The organism is Prevotella sp. P6B4 (assembly GCF_000619985.1).
GTDB lineage: Bacteria > Bacteroidota > Bacteroidia > Bacteroidales > Bacteroidaceae > Prevotella.
Window position 1 is genome coordinate 1 of sequence record NZ_JHVE01000033.1, and the last position, 14,141, is coordinate 14,141.

Consider the following 14,141-nt stretch of genomic DNA (forward strand, 5'->3'; position numbering starts at 1 on the left):
TATTGCATCGACAACTCACTTGCAGAACGCACGCTTCGCCCTATGACTGTAGAGCGCAAAAACTCGCTGACTTTTGGTAGCCATGCTGGTGCTAAAGTGTCAGTCATCTACCACACGTTTATCGAGACGTGTAAGATGTGTGGCGTATCAACGCTGGAGTATTTTAAGGAATTCTTCAAGGCAATCATGCAAGGAAGAACAGATTATGAGAACATGTTACCGATGAACATCGGTATTAAAAAATAATAAAGTTTAATACGATTTAGACGCTTCAGGTAGCGATAGCTGCCCTAAAAGGCTGTTTTTAAGCTTGGACGTCAAAATTGACAGTTTACTATAACTATGTAGTTACGTGCTCGTCCCCATCCCCCCTCTTTCTTTATTATATGTAAAATCGGTATTTGTTCTGTTGTTCTGTTGTTCTGGTATCTATAAACTTTTACGGTGCCGCTCGGCTCTGCCGCTTCGCTTGCGAAGAAATATAAGAATTATCTCAATACCCTCCAAGCTTTTTTGCAAAAATCTGTCTTTTTCTTCGATTTTTGCTTGTTATTCCAAAACTTTTTGTAATTTTGCAAATGCATTGTGGCTGTTGTCCGAGTTGTAGTGACGAATGGACGACATAAATAGCTGCTTTGCAAGACATTGTGGGTCGAAAAAGATATTGTATCTGATTCGGAAGTGATTCTAAAGCTCGAAGGTCCCTACCAATGACAATCGACAATTGCAAAGCAGATCACGAACGGAGAAGGTACGCCTGTATAGGCGTATCCGTTTGTGTATATTTCGCTTTGCAAGGTAACTGTGGTAGGGACGCCTGAGCTTAGGAATATGAACGACGGGTGCGCTTTCTTTATGTCCCTCAATTTAAGTATTATAATATTGATTAGTCCCTACCACAATGACCGATCAAACGTTGAAAATAGAGGTTGGAAGTATAGTGTCTGGCCTCACGCCTGCTGAATCTGTAGAGATAACTAAGATTCAAGCACTTGGCTCGAAGTATTCTCTTTCGTATACGGGAGTGAATACCAGAAAGGCTGGTTCCAAAATCGTAACTCCAGAGCAGATAGAAGCTTTGGAGCTATTGACTGTAGATGGTGAATTCAATTTCAAGGGAGACCCTCAGCGCTTTGTGCTTTATGCAGAAGCAGAACGCATCAAATCTGCCTATCAGTTCGACCCACTATTTGCTATCAATTGTAGCGTCGTTGACCCTTTGCCTCATCAGGTGGAGGCTGTCTATAAGTTCCTGCTGCCACAGCCCAAGATTCGTTTTCTCTTGGCTGATGATACTGGTGCTGGTAAGACCATCATGACAGGCCTTTTGCTGAAAGAACTGCTGATGCGCCATATTGTTGAACGCATATTGATCATTACGCCAGGTGGCTTGACCAAGCAATGGCAAGAGGATGAAATGGGTGTCAAATTCAACGTCCCCTTCAAATTGGTTAATCGCAGCATCTTCTCTTCTGAACCTACGGTATTCCAGAATAGTGACCGCATTGTGGCCAGTATTGATTTTGTCAGCCGTGAGGATATTATGAATGTTTTGTCGAAAACCAGCTGGGATTTGGTGATATTCGATGAGGCGCATAAACTCTCGGCCTACGAATATGGTGAAAAGATATATAAGTCGAAGCGCTATGAAGTTGCTCACATGTTATCACAACAATGCGAGCACATGCTGCTTCTGACAGCTACGCCACATCGTGGGCGCAAGGACACCTTCAAGCGACTCCTTCAGTTGCTCGATGAAGATATTTTTGCCACAGCAGACTTGGTGACAGAGCGTGTTCGAGAACTAAGCGAGACGGGTGCCAACAAGTTCTTTATCCGTCGTCTGAAAGAGGACATGAAGGATTGGGACGGCAACCCTCTTTACAAGAAACGCTTTACAAAAACCGTCAGTTATAATCTGACTCCTGACGAGAAGCATCTTTATGATGCTGTCACCAAATATCTGACCAAGAGAAAAGAAGAGGCAGCAGAGTCAAAGAACATCCATGTGTCATTGGCATTGCAGGTGATGCAGCGCAGATTGGTGAGTAGCATCTATGCCATCCGCAATACATTGCAAAAACGTTGGATGGCCCTGCAGGGTCTTACAGATGAATTAGAGCGTAACCCATCGCTTTGGAAACAGCGCATTAAGATAGATGAAGTCGACGATTTGAATATTGACGACCTTGACGATTTGGATGATGATGAGCGCGATGCTTTGGATAATATCCTTTCAGACCCCAAGAAACTCAAGCTCTTCACCACTTCAAAGAGCCCTGCTGAAATTAAGGCAGAGACGCAGGAGGTGAAAGAACTCTACTTGATGGCAGATTCTCTGTATAATCAGCAGCAGGAAGAGCAGAAATATAAGGAACTGAAACATCTGCTTACCTCGCAAGGTGTGGTTGATGGCGAGAAACTGGTTATCTTTACAGAGCATAAGGATACGTTGCTATATCTTCAGGAGCGACTTCATAATAATGGCTATACTGTGGCTACGATTCATGGTGGTATGTCTGTAGATGAACGTCGCCAATCTCAATGCCAGTTCATGCAGCCAGACACTCAGATATTGATATGTACAGATGCAGCTGGTGAAGGTATCAACCTGCAATTCTGTCGATTACTCATCAACTGGGATATACCTTGGAACCCTAATCGCTTGGAGCAGCGCATGGGACGTATTCACCGTTATGGTCAGAAAAGTGACGTAATGGTGTTCAATATGGTGGCAGACAACACTCGTGAAGGTCAGGTACTGAAGAAACTCTTGACGAAACTTGACATCATTCGCGAACAGCTGGGTGATGATCGTGTTTACGATGTCATTCAAGATGTATTGAAAGGCGTGGCCCTCGATAGCATCATCGATTCTGTGTTGAATGGTCGTGAGAGCGACCTCGATGCCTTTATAGATAAATCTGCCACAGATTTGGCCGGTATATTCAAACAGAGCATAGATGAACAAAGCAAAGCGATGGCCCATACCACCGTTGATTACAAGGAGGCACGCCTGCTGAAGGAAGATAGCGATGAGCGTCGTTTGCAACCTATCTATATCCGTCTGTTCTTTGAAAGGGCCTTCAAATACTTGGGAGGTCAATATCGTGAACTCTCTGACGGCATCTATCAGATAGATGTTATTCCAGAAGTGATTGTGAAACGACTCAAGGAGAAATACAATATCTATGCAGAGAACCTGACACAGCTATATTTCTTCTTCGACAAGCAGAAGTTCTTGGACTATCAGACTTCCACAGCGCAATATGGACGTGCTCACTACATCAATCCAGGCAATGCCTTGTTCGATAGTCTGGTGGACGTGGTCAGCGACCTCTTCCACGATGAGATGTTGAAAGGAACGGTTTTGGTTTCTCCAGAAGACCAGGAACCTTATTTCGCCTACTTCGTGAAAAATCAGATACAAGATAATCATGTAAATCAGGATGGCGAACCTAATGTTGCCAACGAATTGTTGTCTTTGGTATGCCAGCAGAATGGTGAGTTCCGTCAGACTTCTCCTGCCAAGCTTTTAGATCTCTGTCCTCCTACAGCGTTTGCCAAAGAGATTACGCCTCCAGACGTGGTTAATGAAGCCAATGTTGTCAGTTGGGCATACGACAAAATCACAGAGCCACTACTTCTTACGACTCAGCAGACAGTCGAGGAAGATACTGCTAGACGAAGAGAATACCTACAGTCAGCCTTCCAGCAGATCATCCTTGACATTCAGGGAGAGATCAATGAATTGCAGGGTAAAATCTTCATGGCTGATGACGAGAAAGCCCAGCAAAAACTGGCAAACAAAGAAGCACGCCTGCAAGAATTGATACAGCGCAAACAGATACGCCTACAGGAATTGGATGAAGGAACGGAACTGTTCCCTGTAGCTCCTGAAGTCTTAGGCTGTGCATACGTGGTGCCACTTAATCAGGTGGAATACCAACATAGCTTTGGTATGAGCCGTGATGATGAAGTAGAAGCTATTGCCATGCAAACAGCTATGGACTATGAAAAGGATAGTGGTCGCAATCCTGAGGATGTATCTAAAGACAACGTGGGCTATGACCTGAAGAGTATTGACGGCCAGGGCCAGAAACGCTACATCGAGGTGAAAGGTCGTGCTGGTACTGACGGCGTGATGCTCTCTGAAAACGAAATGAACCGTCTGGCTCAGCTTGGCTCCAAAGCCTGGCTATATATCGTCACCAATTGCAAGTCAAAACCGCAACTCAATATCATCAATGATCCTGCCAACAGAATGAGCTTTGAGCAAAAGACCAAAGGCATTCAGTTCTATCTCCCCTTGGAGGAATGGCAGCATAAGACAGAAGAATTATGAAAGCAAAGAAACTTATAGAGGTGGCATTGCCCATCAAAGAAATATCCGCAGAAAGCGTACGTGATAAGAGCATTCGTCATGGACACATATCAACACTCCATCTATGGTGGGCTCGTAGGCCATTGCCTGTTTGCCGTGCCATCGTTTTTGCCAGTCTTGTCCCAGACCCATTAGATGACAACTGCCCAGAGGCTTTCAACTATGCTGTAGAGATGTTGCTGAATACAGGGTTGGGAAAACTTCACTATAAGCCATACAAGGACATTCCTTATACTAGCATCGTGGACGAGATGGAGGATAATCGTCGTAATCGTCTGATGATGTTTATTGGCAAGTTCTCAGAGACTTGTCAGACAAACATGAAAGCTGGTAAATCTACTTCGCCAAAAGAACAATTGGATGACTGGTGTCTCATAAAGTGGGAAAATAAGAATAATCCACAGATTCTTCGTATAGCTCGTGAGCTAATTTTTGTAGCCTATCAGAGCGACAAGCGACCTGATGCTTCTTGGGAACAATTGCATGGGGAGTTTAATCGTCTCTATGATGCTATTCCAAAAGCAGAAGAGCAACTGTACTCTATACCCAATAGACATATTGAAACTGAGCAGGTAAAACAGGCAGAAGAAACTTTGCAATCAGCAATCGAGGCTTTCCAAAATGAAATGCCTTCCGTCTTTGACCCATTTGCAGGTGGAGGAGCTATTCCATTAGAAGCTGCGCGCTTAGGTTGTCGCAGCTATGGTAACGACATCAATCCAGTAGCCCATATCATTGAGCGTGGTTCTGCAGAATTCCCACAGAAGTATGGAAAGCCCATTGTCTATAGTGATGAAGAGTTCATCAGCCGTTATGGCGAAAAAGGCATTGAAATGGTCCAAGAAACATACCGTAACATTATTCATGATAAAGATGGCTATCATATCCCTAATCGTTTAGCGTTCGATGTAGAGTATTATGCAAAAAAGATATTGGCTTTGACTGAGAATCGCGTTGGAAATCTTTATTCGTCTACAACGGGAAAGACTCCCCTTGTATATTATTGGGTAAGGACTGCAAAATGTTCTAATCCAAGTTGCCAAGCTGAAATTCCAATGCTCAAGCAATTCTATATCTCGAAACGAAGAACTGCAAAAGCCAAAGACTGGTATTATTTATCGCCAATTATCACTGGGAATAAAATTGATTTTGAGATTAAAAATGGGGAGTGTTCTATAGAAGGCTGGAATCATCATGGAAATTTGACTTGTCCTTGTTGCGGTAATATTACAAACATTGCAGAAATCAAAAGACAGTTTAATAATGAGCCTATAAAAGAACGCCTTCTTGCTATTATTGAAGATGGGGATAACAGAAATTTTAGAACACCTGTTAGTTCAGATCTAAACCAGATTCAAGGATTAAAGAAGGATGAGTCTATACCTAAAGAAAAATTGGAAATTGGTAATGTTCGCAATTTTAATACACCAGGATGGGGTATTGATTCATTTGATGGATTATTCTCAAATAGACAAAGTATATTTCTTGCTGAATTTAGAAACAAAATTGAAGAAGTTTGTTCTTTAATTGATACAGATTCAAATTATGCTTTGGTAATAAAGACATATCTTGCATTGTGGTTTGATAAGGTCCTTTGTCGAAATACTTCTTTTGGAGTTTGGCATAAATTGCAAGAAACCGTAGAGCATCCTTTTGGGCGTCAAGCAATCCCAATGGTTTTTGATTATCCAGAGATGAATCCATTTTCTAATTTATCAGGAGCATGTGTTGGTCAATTAGACTCCATTGTCTCATATATTGAAAACGAAACATCCTTTGCTTCAATATTTAATAATACAATGAGTGGAGATAAAAACCAATTTGATTCGAAATCATTGACTTCTGTTATAACAGATCCTCCATATTACGATGCTATAGCGTATGCTGACCTTTCGGATTTTTTCTACGTTTGGTTGAAATCAATATTAGGTAATGATTACAGTATTGTTTTTTCAACGCCAAAGACACCTAAACAAGACGAATGTACTGCCCTTAAACATCACCATGGTAATAGTGATGAAGAGGCGAAGGTCCATTTTGAGCAAATGTTGACTGCAATCTTTGATGCAATAGAAATCCAAACTTCTGATATTGTTAGCATTATGTTTGCCCATCAAAGCACCGAAGCATGGACTACTCTATGTAATTCTATTCTTGATGCAAGAATGAATATTACAGGCTCATGGCCTATGGATACAGAAGTAAGTATTGCCCTTAAAGCGCAGATGTCAACACTTGAGTCATCTGTTACTGTTGCTTGTCGCCCCTCTGAACGTAAAGGCTATGCTGACTTTGGTGATGTAAAACATAACATTCGCCAGTTGGTAAAGCACGAAGTGGAGAAACTCTATGGCTTAGGCTTCCGTGGCGCAGACTTACTGACGGCTTGCTTTGGCCAGGCTGTGAGTGTGTTTGGTCATTACAAGCTGGTAGAAACAGCAGAAGGCGAACCTGTCAGCGTTGGCCAATTGTTGGAGTTTGCACGCGAAAGTGCAGCTCAGGCTTTGCTCGAAGGAGTACCAGGCGAGCCACAAACTAAATTCTATTGTGGTTGGCTACAGATGAATGGCATGGGCGAATGTGATTTTGATGATGTAAACAAATACACTCGCGTAGGCGTGAATGTCGAGATACGCAGTCTGCAAAGTGACAAACTGCTCATTACGGAAGGCAGCAAACAGCATCTGGCTACAGCAGAGGAGCATGTTGGCAGCAACCCCAACTGGGGCACTCAGCCAACAGACTACATGATATCACAGGTACATCGTATGATGCTGGCCTATCGTGGCGGTAATCAGGAACTGTTATATAAACTTGTGCGTGAATTATGTCCACAAAGCGATGCTCCCCAATGGCGAGTTTTGGATTTCTTGAGTGGTCATTTGCCTGAGGGTAAAGATTTGACTGATGTAAGAGGCTTGTTGTCGAGTGCTGAGATGCTTAGACAGAAGTGTAAGGATGCTATTGTGCACAAAATGGGTGAACTACAATTTGAAGATTAACAAAAACTATGGATATGGAAAATCTACAAGGTTTCAATGGGAATGGCCTTCCCGCATGGTTTAACGTGGTTGTTCCACAAAGCGACATTAGGGATGGTGTGCTCGACGAGAGCATTTTTGCCGCTAATATTGAGGAGGTGGCCTCTGGTACGGCACCTGTAGTCTATCAAGATATCAGGTATTTCTTTGAATGTACCTACGTGACAGAGGGTATCAAAGAGCTGATTCGTCGAGTGGTACAAGCCTTGAATGGCCAGGAGAGTCAGAACAGAGTGATATCGCTGCAAACAGGATTTGGTGGTGGTAAAACGCACTCCTTGATTTCTCTCTACCATGTGGTAAAAGATAGCAGTACTTTCAAACGATTGGATACAGCGTCAAGTATCTTGGAACCTCAGGATATGCCTCAATTCGATCATGCGAGAGTGGCTGTATTTACCCAGAATACTGTTAGCGTTGTTGATGGTCATAAGGTTTCTGATGACATCATTACCCATACACTATGGGGTGAATTAGCTTGGCAGTTGGGAGGTCCCGAGGGATATGAAAGAGTGCGCAATGCTGACATCCAGATGGTGGCTCCAACGGCTCAGGATATTAAACCAATTATTGAAGGGGCAAGTCCAGCTCTGATATTGATAGATGAGCTGGCAGACTACTGCAACAGAGCGAGTGGCAAGGTTGTGGGAAGTGGTACACTATTCACGCAGACCAATAGCTTTATCCAAACCTTGACAGAAGTGGTGGCCTCAGTTCCAAAGACTGTTCTTATCTGCACCCTGCCAGCAAGTGCCAGGGAGGTGGCTTCGAGTGAGATAGGTCAGGAAATCCTTTCTGCATTGGAAACACGAGTGGTGCGTGTTGGCAGTAGCGTGAAGCCCGTTGATGATGAGGAAATCTACGAGGTGGTTCGTCGTAGGTTGTTTGATCGTATCACCAACTATGATGTGATTGAGCAGGTTGCAAGGAAATATAAGGATATGTACCATAATCGTAGGGACTCTCTGCCAGCGGAAGCTGATAGAGTGGCATACGTAGAGCGTATCAAGAAAGCCTATCCTTTCCATCCTGAGTTGATAGACCTGTTCCATATCCGTTGGGGAAGTGATTCCAAATTCCAACGTACAAGAGGTGTGTTGCGCCTGTTGGCAAGTATTGTAAAAGATTTGTGGAGCCGTAAGAGTTCACTTGCAGGTACGCAGGCATTAATCCAGACAAGTGACGTGAGACTTGAAAACCTGCCTACGTTGCAAAGCCAGATAACGAGTTTGATGGGTTCACAATGGGATTCAGTCATGCATGCTGATGTGTTTGGCACTATCAGCAATGCTTATAAATTGGATGAGCAGAATGTGGGAAATCACATTGGTGAATACCACCTTGCCACAGCTGTGACCACGACTGTGCTCATGGCTTCTATTGGTTCGTCTTCGCAAAGAGGATTGACGTTGAAACAACTGAAGCTGTGTCTGCTGAAGCCTGATGCCTTCCAGCATATTGACATTGACTCAACAGTCAATCAGCTGGAGAACGTGGTTCACTATATGTACAAAAGCAGCATAGGTGGAGAACAAAGTTTCTGGTTCCAGTCGAAGCCTAACATCAACATCTTGGTAAATCAGGCTAAGGGTGATGTGAAGGAAGAGGAAGTGAATGCTGAAATCATGCGAATGGTGAAGCAGTCTGTTGCGAATATGGGGCAAGTGAAAGTGTTGGTAGATCCAAGTGGCGATGTACCAGAACAGAAGCAGCTCACTTTCGTTGTGATGCATCCTAAATATACTGTAGCAGCAGGTGGAGATGTTAGTCGCTCTGCACAATATGCTATCAAACAGATGGCACAGATGAAAGGCTCTTCCCAAAGAGTTTATCGTAACACGATGCTGTTCTTGGTTTGCTCTGAAGCTGGAAAGGCAGCTCTCAGCATGAAACTGAGAGAATATCTTGCCTGCGACAAGATAATGACAGAGTACAGCAGTCAGTTAGACCAAGACCAGCGTAAGGATATTGCAGATAGGAAACGAATGAGTGGCGATGCTGCCAAAGAGCAATTGATACATGCATACAATACGGTCGTGAAATGTGAGCGTGACACATTGCGTACTCAGGAAATTGGTACGTTTGCAACAGACTTTGCTGCACAGATAACTGTAAAAACGCTCTCTGAATTGCATGAAAATGGCGTTGTACTTCGCAAGATAGGTCTTAATATCATCAATCGTAACGGACTGATGCCAACCATCGAAAAGCCTGTTAAGGTGAATGAACTCTATGAGGCATTCCTACGTTTCGATGATAAACCCATGATTCTGAATGTTGATGCTGTCAAGGATACTGTAAACAGATACTGCGAAGAAGGTATGTGGAATGTGGGAACTGGTGATCCTGAGCATTTCTCCAGAATCTATCATAACGAAACAATTCCTTTCCTAAATCCACAGGAAGATGGTTATTGGCTCCTTGATTCCTCTGTGATGCCTAAGCCAGCAGGAGGTAGTGCTGGTCCTTCACCAGAACCAGGGCCAACACCCACACCTGGACCCGCGCCAACTCCTGGCCCTGAGCCTGCGCCAACACCTGCCACTAAGACCTATAAGAGGGTGAAAATAAGCGGTAGTGTGCCTATTGAGAATTATAGTCAGTTGTTCTCCAGCTTTGTCAATACGCTGAAGAATAACAATCTGAAGATAGAGGTGAAGTTTACTGCAAGTAATAATGCTACAAGCCCACTTACAGACAACGCACCACTAGTAAAGAGTGTGAAAGAGTCTGCATCTCAGCTAGGATTAAACTTCGAGGTGGAGGAGTAAAGATTTTCCATAACTCCATAATACTATAATATCGCAATTCAAATAATTGCGATATTATTTGTTTGTTTTGGTGAAAAGTTGTATCTTTGCAGCGCAAGTTTTGTACGTGCAGTTCGAAAGGACGGCGGATTATTGCAATAAGGGCTAAATGAGACTGCAAGAGAATGGGTGGATGGATGGGTAAGTCATTGATGTCCAAATTAGATCAGGCCACTTAGGTGGTTAGCTATAAAATTAATATAAAAAAGAATATGCAAAAAAAAATGTTTTATGGCTAGTTTTGGCAATAGATTGCCAATCTAGCTAATACGGTTAGGAGGCAAAACCTTGTTGACACTGTAAGGTTCATTGCTTCTATTTTTAGATTATTAATGTTAGTTATTAAGTTGTTATGTGGAATTCCACTAGAACTTTAGGACTACATGTCTATTGGAAGTATACCTGCGATATACGTGTATATCAAAAAGTTGATCAAGGGCTGAAACCTATCTTTAGTGGGGTACCTTATGGTACCCCCATTTTTATTATTTTATTAATCTTTTCCCGAAAAGATGTTTTTTTAGTTATTAGTTGTAGATTTAATTATATTTGTTTATATTTGCACCAAGAATAACTAAAAACAAGTTGCAATGGCTATCAATAAATACATAAGCACCAAAGAGGCTGTCCGTTTAACAGGGTTGTCGACTCAGGATATTTACAACCTGATTCATAGTGAATGTTATACAATTAAGCGCTATTATTGTGACAAAAGCAATGGTTCTAATGGTTTTTATAATAACAGAATTGAATTGCGTCCACTTAATCCGGATTATGGAATAATAGTCCTCCAACCAGATGAGGCCTATAAAACAATTGGTATATTCAAGTGTGTATTGTGATTTTGAAGAGAAACTATCATATATGTGACATCCGCCCCTGCAAGAGCAGACTGCAGAGGCGGATGTTTGTATTTAATTGGTTGCAGAATATTTTTCTAAATCTTTTTTGTGGAAGTTAACTCCTTCTTCGACAATCCCAAAGAGCTCATGAAGTATAAGCTTTGTATCTTCTTCTGACAGTTCTCGTGTCAATGCAGCGACACTCGCTGCAAATGTTCTTGCTAACGAAACGGTAATAGCGCTTGTGTCGGCTCTTCCGTCTAATTCAATACACTTCATTGTTAGTTGTTGAATGGTTTCGCTAAGATGGTCAGTAAAGAAGTTAACCTGTTTATCCATCAATCTGTCATTCTCAGTCATTGATTCATCATCCTTGTTCATAATTACAATCTTTTTGGTTTATATTAGGTTTATCGCCTCATTTATTGGGGGCGAAATTGCTTGCAAAGATATGGTATTAATTTGATATAACCAAAGAAAATAGAAAAAAGGTAGTCAAGCGACAGAAAAAATAAGGAGCGGGCATCGGCTGCTGGCTCCTTGCGTATTATTACCTTTTATAATTAAAATCCTATTAGCCTCCGTGCTGTCAGCAGCACTAATTGGTCCCATAATTAATGGAATAAAAATAAACTATGATATCTGCTGCAAAGGTAATGCATTTATTATATAAATCATCATAAAAGTTGATTTTTTAACTGAAAAATTTGGCAGAATCAACTTTTATGTTTATTTTTGCAGCAGAAAATTTGATGGACATGGAAAGAAATCTGTTGATAGAACTATTGGAAGATGGCGAAAAAGTCAGTCTTTACTCACCTCATTTTGAGGGTGAGGAGTATTCTGAATTTGAAAAATTCTTGCTGACATACAAGGATACATATCCTGATGATGTGCGCCAATTGGTATATCGACTAGATATTATTAAGCGCGATGGAGCACGTGACATGCACTTCAGATATGAAGGAACTCGACGTGATAGAGTGATGGCGCTTCCATCGCATCTTGAAACTACATCACTTAGGCTATACCTGCTTAATATTCAGGCAAAGATTCTGATATTGGGGAATGGCGGACTGAAAAATACTGCAACCTACGAAGAAGATGAGAATCTACATCGCCAGGTTAAGACTCTGCAAAAGATTGATATTCAGCTTAAGCAGAAAGAAAAAGATAAGGTTATCACCGTATCTGGAACAGAACTGCTTGGAGAGCTGACGTTTACGATTAATGATGATTAAAATTAGAAAGGAGAAACGCTTATGAAAACAAACAAGATTATGGACGAAATTCGTAGTAGCATTTCGCCAGAGATGAAACTACAGATGGAAATGTCTGTTGCTATTGCTAACCGTATTTACGAAATTCTTGAAACACGCGGAATGACTCAGAAGGATCTTGCTAAGAAGTTGGGTAAAACTGAAACTGAGGTAAGTCGCTGGTTGTCGGGTACTCATAATTTGACACTGGCTACAATCTGTAAGATTTCTGCAGCACTTGAGGCTGATGTGGTTAAGGTTGCCGATTGCAAACTTGAACCAGAGTTGGTATAGAAAAATAAGGAGCGGGCATCGGCTGCTGGCTCCTTGCTTAGTACTATTAACACTTTTTATACTATGGAAGGACTGGATTGGCTTACTGCATGCAGTAGTGCGAGGTAATGCTCAAACTCCAGCAGGCACTATCTTTGTACTGAAGAATCGTACTGCAGAAGTTAACATTGACCATAAGAACCAACTACATCCGTTCTATATGGTTTATATACGTGACGATGGCGATGTTATGGTTGACCATTTGCATCCAAAAGACTTGCTTGATAAAATGAGACTCATTTGCAAACCTGTGAGTAAGCCTGATGTTGAACTCTGTCATGCATTCAACAAAGAGACGCGTGATGATGCTTGGAATAACATCGTTGCCACTATTGGTGGCCTGGATGCCCAGTCGGAGGCAACAATAGAGGAGCAAATCGTCAATCGTGAGCAACGAGAGAAGTTGCTTCGCCAGATTGAAGCTTTAGAAAAGCAATGCCGCACAGAAAAGCAAACTCGTAAAAAATACGAGTTACATCAACAAATAATGAAATTAAAAGAACTGTTATAGAGATGAAGAAGAAATCACTTGTCACCATAATGCCCGTAGGCAGACAGAACGTCCACATGGACTTCTGTTTCGAAAATTCGATAGATAAGTCGATGCTTCTTGGTGATTTCGCGACTCCATCTGCCTTCAGGTTTACCTTTCAATGGTTCAGGATGTCCCAATCCGGTTTTGGGATGATCATAAAGCTCGCCGATAAATCGCAATGCTTTTTGGTATGCCTTGGGCTCATCGTGAAGCAGTTTTTTCAAATCTGCCTGAGCCTCTTCTTTGATTATTACTTTATATCGGCTCATAGGTTGCGAATGTATTTGTCGAGCTCTTCAACGCTCTCAAAACTCTTGCCTGGCTGTTTTTCTGCACGCTCAATCTTGGCGAAAAATTCTTCTTCCGTCATCAAGGACGGATCGTTTTTCTCTGCAGCCAACTTACGCAGATATTTAGCTGCCCGTTTAAGCAGATTCTCGTCTTCAGCAATAATGCTCATATTGCGAAGAATTTCGGCATTTAATTGTATTGCTGTCATAATCTTATATCTTTTGGGGGCAAAATTAAGAATAAAAATCGAAATAACAAAATATATATGGAAAAATTAAATATGCAAACCACTAATGTGGTAGATGAGAATATCAGACGGATTGGTGTAATACGTAACTTTGTACCGCCAAATTTTCGTAATTTAAAACCACCAGAAATTGGCAAAGTTAAATAACCAACTATGGTAAGTAATAAAATCGGGATTAGGTAGCGCAAAAAAAGGAAGTATTCACTATCTTTGTAGTTGACAAATAAAACAAAGTGTAGAATGAATACTCCCAGCACTATCGGTTCCACAAAGAAACTAATAATGTGGTACAAAATTAAGGAATTATTTTCAAAGGGCCAAAGTTATAGCCAAATTTCTCGTAATTTGGGTATCGACAGGCATCGTGTAAGCAAGTATCTACACATGTCTGAATCGGAG

11 protein-coding genes are annotated in these 14,141 nt (G+C 41.8%); 8 read left to right on the forward strand and 3 right to left on the reverse strand.

All coding sequences use genetic code 11. From position 1 onward, the window contains the following. The 4 genes from T491_RS0114825 to T491_RS16740 form a co-directional block, all read left to right on the forward strand. Nucleotides 1-246, forward strand: a 246-nt coding sequence (locus T491_RS0114825; RefSeq protein WP_231480269.1) for a transposase, incomplete at its 5' end; no start/stop codon positions are given. A gap of 655 nt (nt 247-901) precedes the next feature. Then, complete coding sequence (locus T491_RS0114830) at nt 902-4,345, forward strand: helicase-related protein (RefSeq protein ID WP_036916213.1); 3,444 nt, start codon at nt 902-904, stop codon at nt 4,343-4,345. Then, the gene (locus tag T491_RS0114835; protein WP_155950169.1) at nt 4,342-7,386 is read left to right on the forward strand and encodes a DUF1156 domain-containing protein; all 3,045 of its coding nucleotides are present in this window, start codon (nt 4,342-4,344) and stop codon (nt 7,384-7,386) included. The genes T491_RS0114830 and T491_RS0114835 overlap by 4 nt, the downstream gene beginning before the upstream one ends. Before the next feature lie 14 nt (nt 7,387-7,400). Continuing rightward, the gene (locus tag T491_RS16740) at nt 7,401-10,196 is read left to right on the forward strand and encodes an ATP-binding protein (protein ID WP_197018884.1); all 2,796 of its coding nucleotides are present in this window, start codon (nt 7,401-7,403) and stop codon (nt 10,194-10,196) included. A 953-nt stretch (nt 10,197-11,149) separates the two neighbouring features. Here the strand turns inward: T491_RS16740 and T491_RS0114850 are convergent. Next, nucleotides 11,150-11,458 (reverse strand): hypothetical protein, encoded by a 309-nt coding sequence (locus T491_RS0114850; RefSeq protein ID WP_028904580.1) that lies wholly within the window; start codon nt 11,456-11,458, stop codon nt 11,150-11,152. Between the two features lie 326 nt (nt 11,459-11,784). Here T491_RS0114850 and T491_RS0114855 point away from each other — a divergent pair, with 326 nt between their 5' ends. The 3 genes from T491_RS0114855 to T491_RS0114865 are packed head-to-tail and all read left to right on the forward strand — an operon-like array spanning nt 11,785 to nt 13,180. Beyond that, a complete protein-coding gene (locus tag T491_RS0114855) occupies nt 11,785-12,318 on the forward strand; it encodes a hypothetical protein (RefSeq protein ID WP_155950170.1) in 534 nt (177 codons plus the stop codon). A gap of 21 nt (nt 12,319-12,339) precedes the next feature. Beyond that, entirely contained in the window at nt 12,340-12,630 is a 291-nt protein-coding gene (locus T491_RS0114860; protein WP_028904582.1) for a helix-turn-helix transcriptional regulator, read from the forward strand. Further along, nucleotides 12,584-13,180, forward strand: a complete 597-nt coding sequence (locus T491_RS0114865; protein ID WP_081773412.1) for a DUF4391 domain-containing protein — start codon at nt 12,584-12,586, stop codon at nt 13,178-13,180. The genes T491_RS0114860 and T491_RS0114865 overlap by 47 nt, the downstream gene beginning before the upstream one ends. A 14-nt stretch (nt 13,181-13,194) precedes the next feature. Here the strand turns inward: T491_RS0114865 and T491_RS0114870 are convergent, their stop codons facing one another. Together T491_RS0114870 and T491_RS16745 are read right to left on the reverse strand one after the other, a co-directional pair. Further along, on the reverse strand, nt 13,195-13,473 hold the full coding sequence (locus T491_RS0114870) for a Txe/YoeB family addiction module toxin (protein WP_028904584.1): 279 nt from the start codon (nt 13,471-13,473) through the stop codon (nt 13,195-13,197). Next, the gene (locus T491_RS16745; protein WP_036916215.1) at nt 13,470-13,703 is read right to left on the reverse strand and encodes a hypothetical protein; all 234 of its coding nucleotides are present in this window, start codon (nt 13,701-13,703) and stop codon (nt 13,470-13,472) included. Before T491_RS16745 ends, T491_RS0114870 begins: the two co-directional genes overlap by 4 nt. 57 nt (nt 13,704-13,760) lie before the next feature. On the opposite strand from T491_RS16745, the gene T491_RS18195 reads away from it, so the two are divergent. Next, on the forward strand, nt 13,761-13,889 hold the full coding sequence (locus T491_RS18195; protein WP_255327041.1) for a hypothetical protein: 129 nt from the start codon (nt 13,761-13,763) through the stop codon (nt 13,887-13,889). Nucleotides 13,890-14,141: the final 252 nt, after the last annotated feature.